This is a genomic window from Enterobacter sp. 01-M-03-SI-ECC (assembly GCF_047530215.1).
GTDB classification, from domain to species: Bacteria; Pseudomonadota; Gammaproteobacteria; order Enterobacterales; family Enterobacteriaceae; genus Enterobacter; species Enterobacter chengduensis.
In genome coordinates, this window is sequence record NZ_JBLKDA010000017.1 from 23,389 (window position 1) to 44,496 (window position 21,108).

Genomic DNA, 21,108 nt, shown 5'->3' on the forward strand with positions numbered 1-21,108 from the left:
TGAATCAGTTATCCAGTTCGCCCATGGATTTCACCTGGTCACGGTTAATCTGCTCGGTTTGACCGGTTTCGGCGTTTTTGTACGACACCAGACCGGTATCGTCATCCACCTGCGGCTTGCCGTCGGTGACAATGGTTTTGCCATCGGTGGTTTTCACCGCCTGATTAGACGAACAGCCCGCCACGGTAAACATTGCGGTGGCAGCCAGAACGGAAGCGATCAGTAATTTATTTTGCATGGTGTTTTCCCCTGCTCTCAGTTGAATTTCGTTATCGACCTAACCATTTTAGGCTAACTGACTGAAAGCGGATGAAAAACCAGAAGTTTCTGAAGATGGGGAGAATGCCCGGCAACCGAACGGCACCGGGCATTTAAACTTACTTACTCATCTGCGCGTGCATTTCCTGAACCGAAATCACCTTCTCGGTGGCATCCGCATTCAGCGCCATGGCCGTTGCGAAACCGCCGTTCAGGGTGGTGTCGTAGTGCACTTTATACTGCAGGGCGCTGCGGCGAATCAGCTTGGAGTCTTCAATCGCCTGGCGGCCTGCGGTGGTGTTAATGATGTAGGTATATTCGCCATTCTTGATACGGTCCTGAATGTGCGGACGACCTTCATGCACCTTGTTCACCAGACGCGGGTTGATGCCGGCTTCGCCCAGCACAATCGCCGTACCGTGGGTCGCGTCCAGCTCGAAGCCCTGTTTCAGCAGCTTGGCGGCCAGGTCAACCACGCGCTCTTTGTCGCCTTCGCGAACGGAGAGCAGCGCACGGCCCGATTTTCTCATGGTGGAGCTACTGCCCAGCTGCGCCTTCGCGAACGCTTCTGCGAAGGTGCGGCCCACGCCCATCACTTCCCCGGTCGAGCGCATTTCTGGCCCCAACAGCGGGTCAACGCCCGGGAACTTGTTGAACGGCAGGACCACTTCTTTCACCGAGTAGTACGGTGGAATAATCTCTTTGGTCACGCCCTGCTGCGCCAGCGTCTGGCCCGCCATTACGCGCGCCGCCACTTTCGCCAGCGGAACGCCGGTGGCTTTAGAGACGAACGGGACGGTACGTGCCGCACGCGGGTTGACTTCAATCAGGTAGACTTCGTTGTCTTTCACCGCGAACTGGACGTTCATCAGGCCGCGAACCTGGAGCTCGAAGGCCAGCTTCTGCACCTGCTGGCGCATCACGTCCTGAATCTCCTGGCTCAGGGTGTATGCGGGCAGAGAACAGGCCGAATCACCGGAGTGCACGCCCGCCTGCTCGATATGCTCCATAATGCCGCCAATCAGCACCATTTCGCCGTCGCAGATGGCGTCAACGTCCACCTCTACCGCGTCGTCGAGGAAGCGGTCGAGCAGCACTGGCGCATCGTTAGAAACGCTTACCGCCGTCTGGAAGTAGCGACGCAGGTCGGCTTCGTCATACACGATTTCCATCGCGCGGCCGCCCAGGACGTAGGAAGGACGCACCACCAGCGGGTAGCCAATCTCTTTCGCCTTCTCAACGGCCATCTCAATGGCGGTGACGGTGGCGTTCGCAGGCTGCTTGAGCTTCAGACGGTCAACCGCCTGCTGGAAACGCTCGCGGTCTTCGGCGCGGTCAATCGCATCCGGGCTGGTGCCGATAACCGGCACGCCTGCGGCTTCCAGCGCGCGCGCCAGCTTCAGCGGAGTCTGGCCGCCGTACTGCACGATAACGCCTTTAGGCTTCTCGATGCGCACGATTTCCAGCACGTCTTCCAGGGTGACCGGTTCGAAGTAGAGACGGTCGGAGGTGTCGTAGTCGGTTGAGACGGTTTCCGGGTTACAGTTAACCATGATGGTCTCGTAACCGTCTTCGCGCAGCGCCAGCGAGGCGTGTACGCAGCAGTAGTCGAACTCGATGCCCTGGCCGATACGGTTTGGACCGCCGCCCAGCACCATAATCTTGTCGCGGTCGACGGACGGGTTCGCTTCGCACTCGTCTTCATAGGTGGAGTACATGTATGCGGTGTCGGTCGAGAATTCCGCCGCGCAGGTGTCCACGCGCTTGTAGACCGGGTGCAGGTCATACTGGTCGCGCAGCTTGCGGATCTCAGCTTCACGCACGCCCGCCAGCTTCGCCAGACGCGCGTCGGCGAAGCCTTTACGCTTCAGCATACGCAGGAAGTCAGCGTCCAGGCCGTTAATGCCCAGTTCAGCCACTTTCTCTTCCAGACGCACCAGCTCTTCAATCTGCACCAGGAACCAGCGGTCGATGTTGGTCAGGTTGAACACGCCGTCGACGGACAGGCCCGCACGGAAGGCGTCGGCGATGTACCAGATACGCTCTGCGCCCGCGTCCTTCAGCTCGCGACGAATTTTCGTCAGCGCTTCCGGGTCGTCGAGGCTCACTTTCGGGTCGAAGCCGGTCGCGCCCACTTCGAGGCCGCGCAGCGCTTTCTGCAGAGATTCCTGCTGCGTGCGGCCAATCGCCATCACTTCACCGACTGATTTCATCTGGGTGGTCAGACGGTCGTTCGCGCCGGCGAATTTCTCGAAGTTAAAGCGTGGAATTTTGGTCACAACGTAGTCGATGGACGGCTCGAAGGAGGCTGGCGTGCGGCCACCGGTGATGTCGTTCATCAGCTCGTCGAGGGTGTAACCCACCGCCAGCTTTGCCGCCACTTTAGCAATTGGGAAGCCGGTCGCTTTAGAGGCCAGCGCGGAGGAACGGGACACGCGCGGGTTCATTTCGATAACAATCAGGCGGCCGGTTTTCGGGTTAACGGAGAACTGCACGTTAGAACCGCCGGTTTCCACGCCGATTTCACGCAGTACCGCCATCGAGGCGTTACGCATGATTTGGTACTCTTTGTCGGTCAGGGTCTGGGCTGGCGCAACGGTGATGGAGTCACCGGTGTGGATACCCATTGCATCGAAGTTTTCGATGGAGCAGACGATGATGCAGTTGTCGTTTTTATCACGCACCACTTCCATCTCGTACTCTTTCCAGCCAATCAGCGATTCATCAATCAGCAGCTCTTTGGTTGGCGAGAGATCCAGACCGCGTTCGCAAATCTCTTCGAACTCTTCGCGGTTGTAGGCGATACCGCCGCCGGTGCCGCCCATGGTGAACGAGGGACGGATGATGCACGGATAGCCCACGTCAGCCGCGACGGCCAGCGCCTCTTCCATATTATGCGCGATGCCGGAACGCGCGGTGTCGAGGCCGATTTTCTTCATCGCCACGTCGAAGCGGCGGCGGTCTTCTGCTTTATCAATCGCATCGGCGGTCGCACCGATCATGGTCACGCCGAACTCTTCCAGCACGCCCTGACGCTCAAGCTCCAGCGCGCAGTTCAGCGCCGTCTGGCCGCCCATGGTTGGCAGCACCGCGTCCGGACGCTCTTTCTCGATGATTTTGCGCACCACTTCCCAGTGAATCGGCTCGATGTAGGTCGCATCAGCCATTTCCGGATCGGTCATGATGGTTGCCGGGTTTGAGTTGACCAGGATAACGCGGTAACCCTCTTCACGCAGGGCTTTACAGGCCTGGGCGCCGGAGTAGTCGAATTCGCAGGCCTGGCCGATGACGATCGGGCCAGCGCCAAGGATCAGGATGCTTTTTATGTCTGTACGTTTTGGCATTGTCTTCTCGGCTCCTGATTATTTAGCGGTCTTACGGTATTGCTCGATAAGTTCGATGAAGTGATCGAACAGCGGCGCGGCGTCGTGTGGGCCCGGGCTGGCTTCCGGGTGCCCCTGGAAGCTGAATGCTGGCTTATCGGTACGGTGGATACCCTGCAGGGTGCCATCGAACAGCGATTTGTGCGTCACGCGCAGGTTAGCCGGCATTGACGCTTCATCGACGGCAAAGCCGTGGTTCTGCGCGGTGATCATCACCGTGTTGTTATCAATGTCTTTCACCGGGTGGTTACCACCGTGGTGGCCGAACTTCATCTTGATGGTGTTTGCACCGCTCGCCAGCGCCAGCAGCTGATGGCCGAGGCAGATGCCAAATACCGGGATGTCGGTTTCCAGGAAGGACTTAATGGCGGCGATGGCGTAATCGCACGGCGCCGGGTCGCCAGGACCGTTGGACAGGAAAATACCGTCCGGATTCATCTTCAGCACGTCTTCGGCGGACGTTTGCGCCGGCACTACCGTCAGGCGACAGCCGCGGTCAACCAGCATGCGCAGGATGTTGCGCTTGGCGCCGAAATCGTAGGCCACCACGTGGAACGGCAGCTCGCTCTCTTTTTTCGCTTCCGGCAGGTCGCCTTCCAGCGTCCAGCTACCCTGCGTCCAGCTGTAGGCTTCGGCGGTGGTCACTTCTTTCGCCAGGTCCATGCCGTTCAGGCCCGGGAAGGCTTTCGCTTTTTCCAGCGCCAGCGTCGCATCGAGGTTATCACCCGCGATGATGCAGCCGTTCTGTGCACCCTTCTCGCGCAGCAGACGCGTTAACTTACGGGTATCAATATCGGCAATCGCCACGATGTTATGGCGCTTCAGGTAGGAAGAGAGGTCTTCAGTGCTGCGGAAGTTGCTGGCAATCAGCGGCAGGTCGCGAATGACCAGGCCTTGCGCATGTACCTGAGAGGATTCTTCGTCAGCCGCATTGGTGCCGACATTGCCGATATGAGGATAAGTAAGAGTAACGATTTGGCGAGAATAGGAAGGATCAGTGAGGATTTCTTGATAACCGGTCATTGAAGTATTGAAAACGACTTCCCCAACCGCCGAACCCGTTGCCCCTATGGCCCGACCGATAAACTGGGTTCCGTCTTCCAGAACCAATAGCGCTGACTTAATCAAAACACCCTCCAGAGAATATTCACTCACTTTATTTGCATATTAATTCATAACCATGTCATGAATCAATGCAAATGTGTTGCCAGCGGATTTTTGGCAAACGGCGGCATTCTGGAGATTTGGTGGGTAAAAGTCAACTTAAAACGGATATTTTGTTTAGTCTTTTGCAGGCCTGGAGAGCGGAATGCAGCTTAAGCGACAAAAAGATCAGGTAAATCACTGCGGAAAACGCTTGCGCGTCGGGTTAAATAAAAAAAGAAGCGGCACGGCATCTAAAAGTGGACCAAATGGTCAAAATTTACATTTCAGCAATGTAAATCCAGAGGAATACATCTACTTTTAATCACTTTAAATCAAAACATGAACATAACCGATAAAATAAAAGGGCAATAAAATATTGCCCTATGCAATCAAACAATTACGACTGCAATAACCACATCACGATGGGTAATAATGCTTACAAATTGTTGAGATCGAGCACGTCCCGCATATCAAAAAGACCGTTTTTCTTCTCTTTAAGCCACAACGCGGAGCGTACGGCACCGTTAGCAAACGTCATTCGGCTTGACGCCTTATGCGTAATTTCGACGCGCTCGCCAATATCGGCGAACATCGCGGTATGTTCGCCGACGATGTCACCCGCACGGACGGTTGCGAAACCGATGGTGCCCGGCACGCGTTCGCCGGTGTGACCTTCGCGGGTGTAGACCGCGCAGTCCTTTAAATCTTTATCGAGCGCATGAGCAATCGCTTCGCCCATCGCCAGCGCCGTGCCTGATGGCGCATCCACTTTGTAACGGTGGTGAGCTTCTACGATCTCAATATCGGTATAGTTGCCCATCACCTTCGCGGCCTTCTCCAGCAGCTTCAGCATGACGTTAACGCCCACGCTAAAGTTTGCGGCGAAGACAATCGCAATCTCTTTTGATGCATCCTGGATAGCCTGCTTGCCCGCATCGTCAAAACCGGTGGTGCCGATCACCATTCCCTTGCCGTGCTGACGACAAAACGCCAGATGCGCGAGCGTCCCTTCCGGGCGGGTAAAATCGATGAAGACATCGAAGTCCTCTTTTACCGCCTCCAGGCTGCTTTGTACGGTAACGCCCGTGTGGCCTGCGCCCGCCAGCTCTCCGGCATCGGCGCCCAGAAGCGATGAACCTTCACGCTCCAGCGCCGCGCCAAGCGCTACGCCATCCATCTGAAGTGCCGCCTGAATCAGCTGACGGCCCATACGTCCACCCGCGCCCGCAATGGCGACGCGGATCTGTGCATCATGCATAGTTATTCTCTTACGTTAAAATGATGTAAACCGTTTTCAGATTAACCAGCCTTGAGAAGCACTGCCAACTGAAAACACCGATAATTAGAATTTAACGTGAAACCGACTCAAATATCAGTAAAAGACATGATTTTGTCGTCACGATAAAGTACGGGGCAAAAAAAAGGCCAGCACATGAGATGCTGGCCTTTCATCAGATAAGGGGTTATTCCACTTCGCGGGCGTCGATGCGCAGTTCTTTCGGGACTTCGAAAACGATGTTCTCTTCGCGTCCTTCCAGCGGCACCGCTTCGCCACCGCCCAGCTCCTGCAGACGAGAAATGACGTTCTGCACCAGAATATCCGGCGCGGACGCCCCGGCCGTTACGCCGACGCAGGCCGCGTTTTTCACCCACGCTTCCTGAATATCAGACGCGTCGTCAATCAGGAAAGCCGCCTTACCCATGCGCTGCGCCAGTTCGGCCAGACGGTTGGAGTTAGAGGAGTTTTTAGAGCCGACCACCAGCACCACATCCGCCTGCTCGGCCAGCGCACGCACCGCTTCCTGACGGTTGGTGGTGGCGTAGCAGATATCATCCTTACGCGGCCCGACGATTTTCGGGAAGCGCTGACGCAGGGCGTCAATGACGTCTGAGGTATCGTCAACGGAGAGCGTCGTCTGGGTCATAAACGACAGTCGGGCTTCGTTTTTAACGTTCAGCGTCAGGACATCTTCCGGCGACTCCACCAGGTACATGCCCCCTTCCGGGTTGCTGTACTGTCCCATCGTGCCTTCGACTTCCGGGTGGCCCGCGTGACCAATCAGAATCGACTCTTCACCACGACGGCTGGCGCGCGCCACTTCCATATGCACTTTTGTCACCAGCGGACAGGTGGCATCGAAGACGGTCAGATCGCGGCTTTTCGCTTCGTTACGCACCGCCTGCGAGACGCCGTGCGCGGAGAAGATCAGGATCGCGCCGTCCGGCACTTCGCTAATCTGCTCAATAAAGATGGCACCGCGCTCGCGCAGGCTGTCGACCACGTAGCGGTTATGCACCACTTCGTGACGCACATAAATCGGCGCGCCGTAAATCTCCAGCGCGTTTTCAACAATGCTGATAGCGCGGTCTACACCGGCGCAAAAGCCGCGCGGGTTAGCCAACAGGATCTGCATTTCAGGCCTCCAGTGCCGGATCGATTTCCAGCACTTCAACATCAAAATGAACGGTACGCCCGGCAAGCGGATGGTTGAAATCAACGGTAATCGAGTCGCCGTTAATTTCACGGATCACGCCAGGCATTTCGCTGCCGTCCATAGCGGTAAAGAGCATAATCGCCCCGATTTCCGGCTCACCCGCGTCCATGAATTCACGGCGCGAGAAATACTGAATCAGATCCGGGCTTGGCACGCCAAACGCGGCATCCGGCTCCAGCGAAAAGGCTTTTTTCTCACCCTCTTTCAGACCCAGAAGCTGCTGCTCAAGACCTTCAGACAGGGAGGTATCGCCCAGGCGAAACAGGGCCGGTTTACCGTTATTGCGGGTGGATTCAGCCGTGGAGCCATCATCCAGCTTCAGCGTGAAGTGAACGAGAACCGCGCTGTTGCTCTGTACGGATTTAGACATGCAAATTGCTCGCTTGTTTTGGGGTGCCTGTTTGCCCGGTGGCGCTTCGCTTACCGGGCCTACGGGATGCCACAAATTTTGTAGGCCGGGTAAGCGAAGCGCCACCCGGCATTCATGCTTACGCCTGCTCTTTCGCGGCCGGTTTAGGCAAGAAGCCTTCCAGCACGATTAACGCCGCACCGATGCAAATGGCGCTATCGGCGAGGTTAAAGGTCGCAAAGTGCCAGTCGCCGACGTAGAAGTCGATCATATCGACCACAAAGCCGTGCCACAGGCGGTCAAACAGGTTGCCCAGCGCGCCGCCAATGATCAGCGCGTAGGCGATGTTATTCAGCTTTTGCGTGGCCTTCGAGCGGTACATCAGCACCGCCAGGATCACGCAGATACCGATGGCGATACCCGCGAAGAACCAACGCTGCCAGCCACCGCTGTCGGCAAGGAAACTAAACGCTGCGCCGTAGTTACGCGCGTAGTGCAGGTTAAGCGACGGGAACAGCGGAACCGTCTCCCCCAGAGCGAAGTTCTGGAGGATCAGGAACTTGCTGCCCAGATCGATAATCAGCACCACCACCACCAGCCACAGCCAGCGCAGTCCTGTTGAACAGAGAGTTTTACTCATCAGGCAAACTTACGTTTTTCGCCGTCACCGGCGACGTTGCTTACACAGCGTCCGCAGATGTCTGCGTGTTCCGCCACCTGGCCGACATCGGTGGTGAAGTGCCAGCAGCGCGGGCATTTCTCACCGTCGGCTTTGCTCAGCGCGACTTTCAGTCCTTTGAGCAGCTCGCTCTGCTGAGCATCAGCAGAGGCCTCAGCATAATCCGCAACTTTCGCACCGGAGGTCAACAGGACAAATCGTAATTCATCGCCCAGCGCCGTCAGCTTCGCCGCCAGCTCAGGTTCGGCGTACAGGGTCACTGCCGCTTCCAGAGAGCCGCCGACTTTCTTGTCAGCACGCGCCTGCTCGATAACCTTGTTCACTTCGCCACGCACTTTCAGCAGCTCGTCCCAGAAGGCATCGTTCATCGCTTCGGTGCTGGAGAGATCGAACAGACCTTCGTACCACTCGCCCGTGAAGACATACTTCTCACGGTCGCCCGGCAGGTAGCCCCAGATCTCATCCGCGGTGAAGGACATGATCGGCGCCATCCAGCGCACCAGCGCTTCTGCGATGTGGAACAGCGCGGTCTGGCAGCTACGGCGCGCCACGCTGTCCGCTTTCGCGGTGTACTGGCGGTCTTTGATGATGTCGAGGTAGAACGAGCCCATCTCGATGGAGCAGAAGCGCATCAGACGCTGCACCACTTCGTGGAAGTCGTAAGACTCGTAGGCTTTCAGGATATCGTCCTGCGCCGCTTTCGCGCAGCCTACCGCCCAGCGGTCCAGCACCACCATCTCTTCCGGTTTCACCATGTCTTTTGCCGGATCGAACCCGTTCAGGTTCGCCAGCAGGAAGCGCGCGGTGTTACGGATACGACGATAGCTGTCGGCAGCACGCTTCAGGATCTCGTCAGACACCGCCATTTCGCCGGTGTAGTCGGTAGACGCCACCCACAGACGCAGAATGTCTGCGCCCAGCTTGTTCATCACATCCTGCGGAGAAACGGTGTTACCGATAGATTTGGACATCTTACGGCCCTGACCATCCACGGTGAAGCCGTGAGTCAGTACCTGACGGTAAGGCGCTTTACCCTTCATGGCGGTGGAGATCATCAGGGATGACATGAACCAGCCGCGGTGCTGGTCAGACCCTTCCAGATACATATCGGCAGCGTGACCGGCAAACTCCGGACGCACGTCAACCACGGAGGAGTGGGTAGACCCGGAGTCAAACCACACGTCCAGGGTATCCGGCACTTTCTCGTAGCTGTCAGCATCAGCGCCCAGGATGTCGCGGGCGTCGAGATCCCACCACGCCTGAATGCCGTCAACTTCGACGCGCTTCGCCACTTCTTCCATCAGTTCCAGGGTGTTAGGGTGCAGCTCCTGCGTCTCTTTATGCACGAACAGCGACATCGGCACGCCCCAGGTACGCTGACGGGAGATACACCAGTCAGGGCGGTTAGCCACCATGGATTCGATACGCGCCTGGCCCCAGTCGGGGATCCACTGCACGCCTTTGATCTCTTTCAGAGACTGCGCGCGCAGGCCTTTCTGATCCATGCTGATGAACCACTGTGGGGTCGCACGGAAGATAATCGGGGTTTTATGACGCCAGCAGCACGGATAGCTGTGCTGCATTTTTTCAACGTGCAGCAGCGCGCCGCTGGTGCGCAGCATGTCCACGATGATGTCGTTGGCTTTGAAGACGTTGATACCGTCCAGCGCCGGGTAGGTGCCAGGCAGATACGAGCCGTCCGGGCCAACCGGGTTAGCGATTTCCAGACCGTACTTCAGGCTGATGCTGTAGTCGTCAGGACCGTGGCCACCGGCGGTATGCACCGCACCGGTACCCGCGTCCAGCGTCACGTGGTCGCCCAGGATCGCCGGAACGTCGAAGTCGAGGAACGGGTGCTTGAAGCGCATTAGCTCCAGCGCGTCGCCTTTCACGGTGCCCAGCACGGTGTAGTCGGCGATCTGCGCGCGCTTGAGCACGCTCTCAAGGAGATCTTTCGCCAGAATCAGCGCCTGACCTTCAACCTGCACCAGCGCGTATTCAAACTCGCCGGACAGGGAGATCGCGCGGTTGGCAGGCAGGGTCCACGGCGTGGTGGTCCAGATCACTAAAGAGATCGGGCCGTTGACCGACGACACGCCAAACTTGGCTTTCACCGCCTCCTGATCCACCGCGTGGAAGGCCACGTCGATAGAAGGAGAGGTTTTGTCGTAATACTCGACTTCCGCTTCCGCCAGCGCAGAGCGGCAGTCCACGCACCAGTGGACTGGCTTCGCGCCTTTATGCAGGTGGCCGTTACCGATGATTTTACCCAGCGCACGGATGATGTTGGCTTCGGTTTTGAAGTCCATGGTCAGGTACGGGTGCGACCAGTCGCCCAGCACGCCCAGACGAATGAAGTCAGCGCGCTGACCGTCAACCTGCGTCGCGGCGTATTCGCGGCATTTAGCGCGGAACTCGGCGGCGGTGAACTTCTCACCCGGCTTGCCGAACTCTTGCTCGACTTTCAGCTCGATAGGCAGACCGTGGCAGTCCCAGCCCGGAACGTAAGGCGAGTCATATCCCGTGAGGCCTTTGGACTTCACGATAATGTCTTTCAGAATCTTGTTAACCGAGTGACCAATATGAATGCTGCCATTCGCATATGGAGGGCCATCATGCAGAATGAAGGTTTTTTTGCCTTTTTTGGCTGCACGAATGATGCCGTACAGGTCATCATCGGTCCAACGCGCCAGCATTCCCGGTTCGCGCTTGGCGAGATCGCCGCGCATCGGGAACCCTGTTTCCGGCAAATTCAGGGTTGATTTATAGTCACTCATCAGATTCTCGGTTCCGTATTTATCACGTAGGCAGTTAAGCCGGGTTCAAAGCCCAAAAAACTCGCGGGCCGTCAATTCATCTCGCGCAATTTGCGCTTTCAGTTCATCCAGCGAAGCAAATCGCTGCTCGTTGCGTATTTTTTTACGCAGTATCACATCTATATGGCGACCATACAGGTCCATTACAACGTCCAGCAGGTGCACTTCTAACTGTTGACGCACACCGGCGACGGTCGGACGCGTGCCAATATTGGCGACGCCGTAAAACGGCTTATCGCCCAGTCCAGCCACTTCCACCGCATACACCCCTTTAACCGGGGAAACCTGACGGCGCAGCGGTATATTCGCCGTCGGGAAGCCTATCGTGCGGCCCAGCGCATCGCCATGGACCACGCGGCCAGAGATAGTGAACGGATGCCCCAGCAGAGTTTCCGCCGTCTCCAGCTCGTCATCGGCCAGCGCCCGGCGAACCGCCGTGCTGCTGACGCGCACGCCGCCTTCGCAGAAGGTCATCGCGCTGGTGACGTCAAATCCGTACTCCAGACCAGCCTTCTGTAATAGCAAGAAATCGCCCTGACGACCAGCGCCAAAGCGGAAATCATCCCCCACGGCAAGAAACTGTACGCCAAGACGCTTAACCAACAGGTCGCTGACGAAATTTTGTGCTGTCAGCGCGGCAAAGCGGCGATCGAACCGTACGCACAATACGTAGTCCACGCCGGACTCTGCCAGATAGCGCAACTTCTCGCGCAGGCGCGTCAGACGGGCGGGAGATTTATCGCCCGCGAACAGCTCCAGCGGCTGCGGTTCGAAAATCATCACTACAACGGGCAGGCCACGGGCCTCCCCTTCTTTGCGCAATCCCTGCAACAGCGCCTGATGACCACGATGCACGCCGTCGAAATTACCAATGGTCAGCACGCACCCGTGCGGTGCGCTGCTGAGATTATGTATGCCGCGTATCAGCTTCATGTCTGGCTCAAAACAGTGAAAATCGCCAAAGTATACCTTGTACAGCGGTTAAGGTTAACCGGCGATTGTTCGCGCAAAACAGAAAGCCGTAATGATTTCATCAGGCTGACCTTTCGCAGCGAAAAAATCTGCTCGTGAACTGCGATTTTTATGCCGAAAGGCTGTATTCAGGGAAGACAAGCTGGTAGAATCCTGCGCCATCACTACGTAACGTAGCGTCGCTAATTAACGGCGCTTATTTGCACAAATCCATTGACAAAAGAAGGCAAAGAGGGCATATTCCTCGGCCTTTGAATTGTCCACATAGAACATATTTGGGAGTTGGACTTGGCTAATATCAAATCAGCTAAGAAACGTGCCGTTCAGTCTGAAAAGGCTCGTAAGCACAACGCAAGCCGTCGCTCTATGATGCGTACTTTCATCAAGAAAGTATACGCAGCAATCGAAGCAGGCGACAAAGCTGCAGCGCAGAACGCATTTAACGAAATGCAACCAATCGTGGATCGTCAGGCTGCTAAAGGTCTGATCCACAAAAACAAAGCAGCGCGTCATAAAGCAAACCTGACTGCGCAGATCAACAAACTGGCTTAATCGCCGCTTGTTGTTGCTTGTTTAAAGAACCCGCTTAACGCGGGTTTTTTTATGCCTTCAGATTGCCGGTGGCGTAAACAGCGCCGAGTAGTCACGGTTACAGATTCGCTGCACCGCCGGGTGCTGAATCATCCGTTCGGCAAATATGGCGTGATACTCCTCCATCACGTTATCCACTCGGCCTATCTCCGTAATCTTGTCGTCCGAATAGAGATCGTGCGCGTACAGCGTCGGCGCAACGAAGATCGCGTTATGCGCTTCGCCAAAGGCTTTCATCAGCGCCGCATCGTCGAACTCACCGAGGATTTCTACCTTTAGCCCCTGGGAGTTAAACCAGTTCAGCAGCTTGCGTCCGAGCATTGAGCGCCTTCCCGGCACCAGCAGGCGACGCTCTTCAAGGCACGCGGGGAAGGGTTTCTTCGGCGGCGGGTTAATGCACCAGAAGCTGACGCCGCATTCACCAATCTTCACCGAGAACAGCCCTTCCTGCTGCGTGGAGTCGATGGGGCAGTCAGAGATAATCATGTCCAGCTTGTGCTGGCTCAGCTGTTCCAGCAGCATCTCATGGGTGGATTCAAAGCAGCGAAGATGAATTTGTTCGTCTTCCACCACCGCCGCGTCGAGCACGCCGCTCACCAGCCGTTTGGACAGCGCGTCCGCCACGCCCACGTCAAAGAGCAGGTTCGACTCTTTGCGGTAGTTGACGATATCCAGCATCTCCTGGCTCAGGGTGAACATTTTATCCGCATAGCGGAAAACCAGCTCGCCCAGTTCGCTGGGTTCAATTCCACGCCCCTTACGCTTGAACAGCTTGCCCTGGAGGCGTTCTTCCAGCGCCTTGATTTGCCCGCTGATAGTTTGCGGCGTCAGGTAGAGCGCCTCGGCCGCCCCCACCACCGAGCCCTGTTTATAGACGTGCCAGAAGTAGTACAGATGGTTGTAATTCAAATGAGACATCGCGTCTTCTCTCCCTGAGTGTGTATCGGGAGAAGGATCGCCTCCTCCCGGTGTTCCGCTATGCCTGGACGGCCTGTCCGGACAATTTTACCTTCAACAAGGTATAGCCGATTACCGCAGCCAGTAATGAGCCGATAAGAATGCCGAGTTTCGCCCAGACGATAAGCTCAGGCGCATGTGCGCCAAAGGCCAGCGTCGAGATAAAGATCGACATCGTAAACCCGATGCCGCACAGCACGCCGACGGCCATAATCTGCTTAAACGTGGTGCCGTGAGGCAATGACGCCAGCTTCAGCTTCGTCGCCAGCCAGCAGAAGAGGCTAATCCCCAGCGGCTTGCCGATAAACAGCCCGGCAATAATGCCCAGCGGCAGCACGGACGTCAGCCCGTCCAGCGTCACGCCGCCGAGGGAAACGCCCGCGTTGGCAAACGCAAACAGCGGCAGGATCATAAAGGCGACCCACGGGTGCAGCACATGCTCCAGCTGTTTAGCGGGCGACTTGCCGTCCTGCGGCTTAAGCGGCACGAAGAAGCCGACGATCACACCGGCAAGCGTCGCGTGCACGCCCGATTTCAGCACCGCCGTCCACAGCACCATCCCCACGAGGATGTAGATACCGATGCGGCGAACGTTGAAGATGTTCAGCAGCGCCAGCACCGCAATCGCCCCGGCGGCCACGCTCAGGGACAGGATCGACAGATCGCTGGTGTAGAACAGTGCGATAATCACAATGGCGCCCAGGTCATCGATGATCGCCAGCGCCATCAGGAAGATTTTCAGGGCAACCGGCACGCGGCTTCCCAGTAGGGCCAGCACCCCGAGCGCAAAGGCGATATCCGTCGCGGCCGGGATCGCCCAGCCGTGGCGGGCGACCGGATCCTGCCAGGTGAACGCCAGGAAGAGCAGCGCCGGCACCACCATGCCGCCGAGCGCGGCAATCACCGGAAACGCCGCGCGCTGGCGGCTGGCTAGCGAGCCCAGCACCAGCTCGCGCTTAACCTCAAGCCCGACGAGCAGGAAGAACACCGCCATCAGCGCATCGTTAATCCACAGCAGCATGTTCTTGTTGATTTCCAGCGCCCCGACCTTCAGCTCGACGGGCGTTTCCAGAAATGCATGGTAGAAAGCCTGCGTACTGCCAAGGTTAGCGAGCACCATCGCGGCCGCAGCGGCAATAATCAGGATCACGCCGCCGGACGCCTCACTGCTAAAAAAACGGTGTAGTAATTTCACTTTAATTCTCTCTTTTACAACAATACCTCGATAAAACCATAATACCAAGCCAGATAACTCGGCAAAAACAGATTAATATTGAGTATAGATTCAGTTTTACCGAGCAATATCCACAAATAGAAAAAGCCCGGAATGACTTCCGGGCTTTTGTGGATGAAAACCTGCAAACAGATTAGCGGGTTAGATCATCGAAGAATTTTTTGACGCCATCGAAGAAGCTTTTGGAGCGCGGGCTGTTTTTCTCACCCGTCGGGCCACCAAAGCTCTCCTGCAACTCTTTCAGCAGCTGTTTCTGCTTGTCGTTCAGGCCAACCGGTGTTTCCACGACGACGCGGCACAGCAGGTCGCCCTGCGCACCGCCGCGAACGGATTTAACGCCTTTCCCGCGCATGCGGAACAGCTTGCCGGTCTGGGTTTCGCCTGGCACTTTCAGATTCACGCGACCGTCCAGCGTCGGGACTTCGATTTCGCCGCCCAGTGCCGCCATCGCGAAGTTGATCGGCACTTCACAATACAGGTTGTTCCCTTCGCGCTCGAAAATCGCATGCTGTTTCACCTGCACCTGAACGTACAGGTCGCCAGCCGGTGCGCCGTGCTCCCCTGCTTCGCCCTCACCTGCCAGACGGATGCGGTCGCCCGTATCGACGCCAGCCGGGATTTTAACGGACAGAGTCTTGGTTTTCTCTACGCGACCGTGGCCGTGGCACTTGGTGCACGGATCTTTAATCAGCGTACCGCGTCCGTGACAGTGTGGACAGGCCTGCTGAACTGCAAAGAAGCCCTGACGCATCTGTACCTGGCCCGAACCGTGGCAGGTTGGACAGGTCTGAGGCTGGGTACCCGCTTTCGCGCCGCTGCCGTGGCAAACGTCACACTCTTCCAGCGTCGGGATACGGATCTCTTTGGTGACGCCGCGAACGGCCTCTTCCAGCGTCAGCTCCATGTTGTAGCGCAGGTCCGCGCCGCGCGCCGCGCGCTGACGGCCACGTCCGCCGCCGAAGATGTCGCCAAACACATCGCCAAAGATATCGCTGAAGTCAGCGCCGCCGCCGAAGCCGCCGCCACCGAATCCACCGCCGCCCATGCCGCCCTGTTCAAAAGCCGCGTGACCGTACTGGTCATAGGCCGCACGTTTTTGTGCATCGGTCAGGACTTCGTAGGCTTCTTTGATCTCTTTAAATTTGGCTTCAGCCTCTTTGTCACCCTGATTACGGTCCGGGTGGAATTTCATGGCCAGGCGCTTGTACGCCTTTTTGATTTCACGCTCTTCCGCAGTTTTCGGAACGCCTAAAATCTCGTAATAGTCTTGCTTTGCCATTGGTTTTTTTAAGCCCCTTAACATGCGAGCACGGGCGTGGAGAGTTCTCCTACGCCCGTGCCGATTAATTACCCTGCATCAGGGCGATTATTTTTTATCTTTAACTTCTTCGAACTCAGCGTCGACAACGTCGTCGTCTTTCGCGTTGTTCGCCGAAGCGTCAGCGCCTGCCTGCTGCTGAGCGTGCTGCTGCTGAGCGATTTCCATCAGCTTCTGGGAAGCCTGCGCCAGTTCCTGCATCTTCGCTTCGATGTCCGCTTTATCTTCACCTTTCAGTGAGGACTCCAGCGCGCTCAGGGCAGCTTCGATTGCAGTTTTGTCTTCCGCTGGCAGCTTATCGCCGGCTTCTTCAACCTGCTTACGGGTGCTGTGCAGCAGATGGTCACCCTGGTTACGGGTCTGAACCAGCTCTTCGAACTTACGGTCGGATTCCGCGTTAGCTTCGGCATCGCGAACCATTTTTTCGATTTCCGCTTCGTTCAGGCCAGAAGATGCCTTGATGGTGATCTTCTGCTCTTTACCGCTGTTTTTGTCTTTCGCAGACACGTGCAGGATACCGTCGGCATCGATGTCGAAGGTGACTTCGATCTGCGGCATGCCGCGCGGTGCCGGGTTAATACCGTCCAGGTTGAACTGACCCAGAGATTTGTTATCCGCCGCACGCTTACGCTCACCCTGCAGCACATGGATGGTTACCGCAGACTGGTTGTCTTCAGCGGTAGAGAACACCTGGCTGTGCTTGGTTGGGATGGTGGTGTTTTTGTTGATGAGCGCAGTCATCACACCGCCCATGGTTTCGATACCCAGAGACAGCGGGGTAACGTCCAGCAGCAGTACGTCTTTCACTTCACCGGTCAGTACGCCACCCTGAACCGCAGCACCAATTGCCACCGCTTCGTCCGGGTTAACGTCTTTACGTGGCTCTTTACCAAAGAACTCAGCCACTTTCTTCTGCACCATTGGCATACGGGTCTGGCCACCAACGAGGATAACGTCGTTGATATCAGACACGGACAGGCCAGCGTCCTGCAGAGCAACTTTCAGCGGCTCGATAGAACGGTTCACCAGGTCTTCGACCAGGCTTTCCAGTTTCGCACGGGTCACTTTGATGTTCATGTGTTTAGGACCGGTCGCGTCTGCGGTGATGTACGGCAGGTTCACGTCGGTCTGCTGAGCGGAAGACAGTTCGATCTTCGCTTTCTCAGCGGCTTCTTTCAGGCGCTGCATGGCCAGCGGGTCGTTACGCAGGTCAATGCCCTGATCTTTCTTGAACTCGTCAACGAGGTAGTTGATCAGACGGGTATCGAAGTCTTCACCACCCAGGTGGGTATCACCGTTGGTTGCCAGAACTTCGAAGGTTTTTTCGCCGTCAACTTCGTCGATTTCGATAATAGAGATATCGAAGGTACCACCACCGAGGTCGTAAACCGCGATAGTACGGTTGCCGACTTCTTTATCCAGACCGTAAGCCAGCGCCGCTGCGGTTGGTTCGTTGATGATACGTTTGACTTCCAGACCTGCGATACGGCCAGCATCTTTGGTTGCCTGACGCTGAGCATCGTTGAAGTACGCAGGAACGGTGATAACAGCTTCCGTTACCGGCTCACCCAGGTAATCTTCAGCGGTTTTCTTCATTTTTTTCAGCACTTCAGCAGAGATCTGCGGTGGTGCCGTTTTGGTGCCTTTCACATCAAGCCATGCATCGCCGTTATCTGCCGCGATGATTTTGTAAGGCATGATAGAAACGTCACGCTGAACTTCTTCGTCCTGGAAGCGGCGACCGATCAGGCGTTTAATCGCAAACAGGGTGTTTTGCGGGTTTGTCACTGCCTGACGTTTAGCCGGCTGACCAACCAGAGTTTCACCATCCTGGGTATAAGCAATGATAGAAGGCGTGGTGCGATCGCCCTCGGCGTTCTCCAGCACGCGTGCAGTAGTGCCATCCATAATCGCTACACAAGAGTTGGTCGTACCCAGGTCGATACCAATAATTTTACCCATCTAAACGTCTCCACTAAAAATTCAGTCAACATGTGGTTGTGTACCTGTAATAAGGGCAGAACGTGCTTTTTCAACTGCCCAGATTTGATTTTTTTCAGGTCCACACACTGCGGTTGACTACAAGATGGGGTCGCGGCGGCATCCATCAAGGGGCAAGCATAAAAAAAATTTTAATTTCACCCTGATGAGATCATAGACGCCATCAATTGCGCCCATTATGATGCCGCGCCCCGTCAGGGAGAACTGACGCGGGTTTAACCATTTCACCATATTAATGATGATTTTTTTGAGGACTTATGGGCAACACTAAGTTGGCTAATCCGGCTCCGCTGGGCCTGATGGGTTTTGGCATGACCACTATCCTGCTAAACCTGCACAATATCGGGATATTCCCGATGGATGGCATCATCCTGGCGATGGGCATTTTTTACGGCGGTATCGCGCAAATTTTCGCGGGCCTGCTGGAATATAAGAAAGGCAACACCTTCGGCTTAACCGCCTTCACCTCTTACGGTTCTTTCTGGCTGACCCTGGTCGCCATTCTGCTTCTGCCAAAAATGGGCATGGCAGACGCGGCAAACGCCCACTTCCTGGGCGTTTACCTGGGCCTGTGGGGCGTCTTCACCCTGTTCATGTTCTTCGGTACCCTGAAAGGTAACCGCATGCTGCAGTTCGTTTTCCTGAGCCTGACCGTCCTGTTCGCCCTGCTGGCGATCGGTCACCTGGTGGATAACGAAGGCATCGTTCACGTAGCAGGCTGGATTGGTCTGGTTTGCGGCGCAAGCGCTATCTACCTCGCAATGGGTGAAGTGCTGAACGAGCAGTTTGACCGTACCGTTCTACCGATTGGTGAAAAACACTGATCCCTCTGTCGTGTCCGCCTCGCGGGCACGACATCCCCCCGCCTGACGAAGCCAAAATCCTAATCCCAGCCCCATCAGCGAGAGCGCCAGCACGTACCAGGCCGGAGCCATGGGAGACACGCCCATCAGCACCGTCACCGCAATCGGCGTCAGCCCACCGAAAATGGCATACGACACGTTGTAGGAAAAAGAGATCCCAGTGAAGCGCACCTCAGGTGGGAACGCGCGAACCATCACGTACGGCACCGCGCCGACAACGCCCACGCACAGCCCAACCGCGCCGTACAGCAGGAACAGCTGTTCAGGATGGCTGCCCGCCAGATGGTAAAACGCCCAGCTTGATGCGGCCAGCAGCAGGCTGCCGACGATAAAGGTGACGCTGGCACCGAAACGATCGGCCGCCAGCCCGGCGGCCAGACAGCCAAAGCAGAGCATGATTGTCGCAATGCTGTTCGCCTGTAGCGTCACGGCAGGGGCGAAACCGTACTGCTTTTGCAGCCACACCGGGGACATCAATATCACCACCACGATGCCCGCCGAGAGTAGCCAGGTGAGCAGCATCGACACTACCACCGCTTTTTTATGGCGGACCACCACCGCCTTCACCGGCAGCTCCTGCGCCAGCGCCTTACGCTGCTGCATCTCGAGGAAAATCGGCGTCTCCTGCAGCCAGCGGCGCAGGTACATCGCGACCAGGCCAAACGCCCCGCCCAGCAGGAACGGAATCCGCCAGCCCCAGTCGTGTACGGCCTGCTGCGTCATGCTGGTGTTCACAATCGTTGCGACCACCGAACCGAGCAGGATCCCGACGGTCAGCCCCGCGGTTAAGGTTCCGCAGGCGATACCAATGCGGCGCGCCGGAACATGCTCCGCGACAAACACCCACGCGCCCGGCACTTCACCGCCTATCGCCGCGCCCTGGAGAACGCGCATCAGCAACAGCAGCAGCGGCGCGAGAATGCCCATTGAGGCATAGGTGGGCAGCAGACCAATCGCCAGCGTCGGCACGGCCATCAGCAGGATGCTGAGGGTAAACATCTTCTTGCGCCCGACCAGATCGCCAAAGTGGGCCATGATGATGCCGCCAAGCGGACGCGCCAGATACCCGGCGGCAAATATGCCGAAGGTTTGTACCTGACGCAGCCACTCAGGGATATCCGCCGGGAAGAAGAGCTCCCCCACCACGGCGGCGAAGAAGACGAAGATGATAAAGTCGTAAAACTCCAGCGCGCCGCCCAGGGCCGCGAGCGTAAGGGTTTTGTAATCCTGTCGATTCAGAGGTCGGGTGTTATGTGACATAGCGAACCATTATGCGTTTATTGTGGATTTATTTTTACAGCAATCGTAAAGAAAAAATTACTATACCGTAAAAGCGCTACCACGCTATCGCCGCTTCAGCTAATGTCACATATTGATTAATTTCAGGAGATTGTTTCGCGACGTGCGTTTTTAGGACGAAAAGCTGCTACCACTTTCTCATCGGTTTCGACATACGGACCGTCAAGCAGCTGTATACAATACGGTACACTTGCAAAGATGCCGTGAACAATGACGCTACCATCCTCCCCTTTCAGGCCTTCCAGCGTCTCTTTGATCGACTTCGGCTGGCCCGGCAGGTTCAGAATCAACGCCTGCTTGCGGATCACCCCTACCTGGCGGGAAAGAATCGCCGTCGGAACAAAGTGTAGACCGATCTGGCGCATCTGTTCACCGAAGCCCGGCATTTCGCGGTCGGCGATAGCCAGCGTTGCGTCCGGCGTCACGTCGCGGCGCGCGGGGCCGGTTCCGCCCGTCGTCAGCACAAGGTGGCAGCTCATCTCATCCACCAGCTCGCAAAGCGTCTGCTCGATGATCGGCTGTTCGTCAGGGATCAGACGCGTCTGGATCTCAAACGGGGAGGTCAGCGCGCTGGCAAGCCACTCTTCCAGAGCGGGGATGCCTTTATCCTGGTAAATGCCGCTGGAGGCGCGGTCAGAAATCGACACTAAGCCGATGCGTAAGGTATTCATATTCATTCCATTCAAAGAGTACTGATTAAAGGGAATGATACACGCAGAGAGGGGATTCAGACAGGGTGGGAAAGCA

18 protein-coding genes and 1 pseudogene are annotated in these 21,108 nt (G+C 56.6%); 3 read left to right on the forward strand and 16 right to left on the reverse strand.

All coding sequences use genetic code 11. From position 1 onward, the window contains the following. Positions 1-4: 4 nt before the first annotated feature. The 3 genes from ACMWKK_RS15870 to carA all read right to left on the reverse strand — a co-directional run bounded on the left by ACMWKK_RS15870 (position 5) and on the right by carA (position 4,769). Positions 5-238 carry a YgdI/YgdR family lipoprotein gene (locus ACMWKK_RS15870; RefSeq protein WP_003856439.1) on the reverse strand — a complete coding sequence of 78 codons (234 nt, stop codon included), beginning with the start codon at positions 236-238 and terminating at the stop codon, positions 5-7. 139 nt (positions 239-377) lie between these two features. Beyond that, positions 378-3,602 (reverse strand): carbamoyl-phosphate synthase large subunit, encoded by a 3,225-nt coding sequence (gene carB / locus ACMWKK_RS15875; protein ID WP_045327648.1) that lies wholly within the window; start codon positions 3,600-3,602, stop codon positions 378-380. An 18-nt stretch (positions 3,603-3,620) separates the two neighbouring features. Further along, positions 3,621-4,769, reverse strand: coding sequence for a glutamine-hydrolyzing carbamoyl-phosphate synthase small subunit (gene carA, locus ACMWKK_RS15880; RefSeq protein ID WP_045327646.1), 1,149 nt, complete (start codon positions 4,767-4,769; stop codon positions 3,621-3,623). A gap of 181 nt (positions 4,770-4,950) precedes the next feature. Between carA and ACMWKK_RS15885 the strand changes: the two genes are divergently transcribed. Beyond that, entirely contained in the window at positions 4,951-5,109 is a 159-nt protein-coding gene (locus tag ACMWKK_RS15885) for a hypothetical protein (protein ID WP_161656297.1), read from the forward strand. A 114-nt stretch (positions 5,110-5,223) separates the two neighbouring features. On the opposite strand, the gene dapB is transcribed toward ACMWKK_RS15885, so the two are convergent. From dapB to ACMWKK_RS15920, 7 genes and pseudogenes are all read right to left on the reverse strand, one after another. Next, entirely contained in the window at positions 5,224-6,045 is an 822-nt protein-coding gene (gene dapB / locus ACMWKK_RS15890; protein ID WP_045327643.1) for a 4-hydroxy-tetrahydrodipicolinate reductase, read from the reverse strand. Between the two features lie 205 nt (positions 6,046-6,250). Further along, positions 6,251-7,201: a 4-hydroxy-3-methylbut-2-enyl diphosphate reductase gene (gene ispH / locus ACMWKK_RS15895; protein WP_045327641.1), complete on the reverse strand. Its 951-nt coding sequence runs from the start codon at positions 7,199-7,201 to the stop codon at positions 6,251-6,253. Between the two features lies 1 nt (position 7,202). Next, complete coding sequence (gene fkpB / locus ACMWKK_RS15900) at positions 7,203-7,652, reverse strand: FKBP-type peptidyl-prolyl cis-trans isomerase (protein ID WP_003856450.1); 450 nt, start codon at positions 7,650-7,652, stop codon at positions 7,203-7,205. A gap of 118 nt (positions 7,653-7,770) precedes the next feature. After that, complete coding sequence (gene lspA / locus ACMWKK_RS15905) at positions 7,771-8,271, reverse strand: signal peptidase II (RefSeq protein WP_032644023.1); 501 nt, start codon at positions 8,269-8,271, stop codon at positions 7,771-7,773. After that, positions 8,271-11,087, reverse strand: coding sequence for an isoleucine--tRNA ligase (ileS, locus tag ACMWKK_RS15910; protein WP_112781628.1), 2,817 nt, complete (start codon positions 11,085-11,087; stop codon positions 8,271-8,273). The genes lspA and ileS overlap by 1 nt, the downstream gene beginning before the upstream one ends. Before the next feature lie 45 nt (positions 11,088-11,132). Beyond that, complete coding sequence (gene ribF / locus ACMWKK_RS15915; RefSeq protein WP_045327636.1) at positions 11,133-12,059, reverse strand: bifunctional riboflavin kinase/FAD synthetase; 927 nt, start codon at positions 12,057-12,059, stop codon at positions 11,133-11,135. Positions 12,060-12,066: 7 nt separating this feature from the next. Further along, positions 12,067-12,285, reverse strand: a pseudogene (locus ACMWKK_RS15920) (DUF2575 domain-containing protein). Positions 12,286-12,386: 101 nt separating this feature from the next. Between ACMWKK_RS15920 and rpsT the strand changes: the two are divergent. Next, a complete protein-coding gene (gene rpsT, locus ACMWKK_RS15925) occupies positions 12,387-12,650 on the forward strand; it encodes a 30S ribosomal protein S20 (RefSeq protein ID WP_003856458.1) in 264 nt (87 codons plus the stop codon). Positions 12,651-12,707: 57 nt separating this feature from the next. On the opposite strand, the gene nhaR is transcribed toward rpsT, so the two are convergent. The 4 genes from nhaR to dnaK all read right to left on the reverse strand — a co-directional run bounded on the left by nhaR (position 12,708) and on the right by dnaK (position 18,160). Continuing rightward, a complete protein-coding gene (nhaR, locus tag ACMWKK_RS15930; RefSeq protein ID WP_406542865.1) occupies positions 12,708-13,607 on the reverse strand; it encodes a transcriptional activator NhaR in 900 nt (299 codons plus the stop codon). Positions 13,608-13,665: 58 nt separating this feature from the next. Continuing rightward, a complete protein-coding gene (gene nhaA, locus ACMWKK_RS15935; RefSeq protein WP_112781626.1) occupies positions 13,666-14,841 on the reverse strand; it encodes a Na+/H+ antiporter NhaA in 1,176 nt (391 codons plus the stop codon). 172 nt (positions 14,842-15,013) lie between these two features. Beyond that, the gene (gene dnaJ / locus ACMWKK_RS15940) at positions 15,014-16,159 is read right to left on the reverse strand and encodes a molecular chaperone DnaJ (RefSeq protein WP_023310347.1); all 1,146 of its coding nucleotides are present in this window, start codon (positions 16,157-16,159) and stop codon (positions 15,014-15,016) included. An 87-nt stretch (positions 16,160-16,246) separates the two neighbouring features. Next, positions 16,247-18,160, reverse strand: coding sequence for a molecular chaperone DnaK (gene dnaK / locus ACMWKK_RS15945; RefSeq protein ID WP_008502041.1), 1,914 nt, complete (start codon positions 18,158-18,160; stop codon positions 16,247-16,249). Between the two features lie 296 nt (positions 18,161-18,456). Between dnaK and satP the strand changes: the two genes are divergently transcribed. Continuing rightward, positions 18,457-19,023, forward strand: coding sequence for an acetate uptake transporter (gene satP, locus ACMWKK_RS15950; RefSeq protein ID WP_112781625.1), 567 nt, complete (start codon positions 18,457-18,459; stop codon positions 19,021-19,023). Here satP and ACMWKK_RS15955 read toward each other — a convergent pair. Further along, on the reverse strand, positions 19,000-20,322 hold the full coding sequence (locus ACMWKK_RS15955) for an MFS transporter (protein WP_112781624.1): 1,323 nt from the start codon (positions 20,320-20,322) through the stop codon (positions 19,000-19,002). The two genes, satP and ACMWKK_RS15955, sit on opposite strands and share 24 nt — an antisense overlap. A gap of 122 nt (positions 20,323-20,444) precedes the next feature. Beyond that, on the reverse strand, positions 20,445-21,032 hold the full coding sequence (gene mog / locus ACMWKK_RS15960) for a molybdopterin adenylyltransferase (RefSeq protein WP_112781623.1): 588 nt from the start codon (positions 21,030-21,032) through the stop codon (positions 20,445-20,447). Between the last annotated feature and the right edge of the window lie 76 nt (positions 21,033-21,108).

Bases quoted from the DNA above. Each gene is read 5' to 3' on its own strand.
- carB (WP_045327648.1), bottom strand. From the start codon at position 3,602: ATGCCAAAACGTACAGACATAAAAAGCATCCTGATCCTTGGCGCTGGC.
- dnaJ (WP_023310347.1), bottom strand. From the start codon at position 16,159: ATGGCAAAGCAAGACTATTACGAGATTTTAGGCGTTCCGAAAACTGCG.
- fkpB (WP_003856450.1), bottom strand. From the start codon at position 7,652: ATGTCTAAATCCGTACAGAGCAACAGCGCGGTTCTCGTTCACTTCACG.
- ACMWKK_RS15885 (WP_161656297.1), top strand. From the start codon at position 4,951: ATGCAGCTTAAGCGACAAAAAGATCAGGTAAATCACTGCGGAAAACGC.
- mog (WP_112781623.1), bottom strand. From the start codon at position 21,032: ATGAATACCTTACGCATCGGCTTAGTGTCGATTTCTGACCGCGCCTCC.
- ribF (WP_045327636.1), bottom strand. From the start codon at position 12,059: ATGAAGCTGATACGCGGCATACATAATCTCAGCAGCGCACCGCACGGG.
- ACMWKK_RS15870 (WP_003856439.1), bottom strand. From the start codon at position 238: ATGCAAAATAAATTACTGATCGCTTCCGTTCTGGCTGCCACCGCAATG.
- ispH (WP_045327641.1), bottom strand. From the start codon at position 7,201: ATGCAGATCCTGTTGGCTAACCCGCGCGGCTTTTGCGCCGGTGTAGAC.
- satP (WP_112781625.1), top strand. From the start codon at position 18,457: ATGGGCAACACTAAGTTGGCTAATCCGGCTCCGCTGGGCCTGATGGGT.
- ileS (WP_112781628.1), bottom strand. From the start codon at position 11,087: ATGAGTGACTATAAATCAACCCTGAATTTGCCGGAAACAGGGTTCCCG.
- dnaK (WP_008502041.1), bottom strand. From the start codon at position 18,160: ATGGGTAAAATTATTGGTATCGACCTGGGTACGACCAACTCTTGTGTA.
- ACMWKK_RS15955 (WP_112781624.1), bottom strand. From the start codon at position 20,322: ATGTCACATAACACCCGACCTCTGAATCGACAGGATTACAAAACCCTT.
- dapB (WP_045327643.1), bottom strand. From the start codon at position 6,045: ATGCATGATGCACAGATCCGCGTCGCCATTGCGGGCGCGGGTGGACGT.
- nhaR (WP_406542865.1), bottom strand. From the start codon at position 13,607: ATGTCTCATTTGAATTACAACCATCTGTACTACTTCTGGCACGTCTAT.
- lspA (WP_032644023.1), bottom strand. From the start codon at position 8,271: ATGAGTAAAACTCTCTGTTCAACAGGACTGCGCTGGCTGTGGCTGGTG.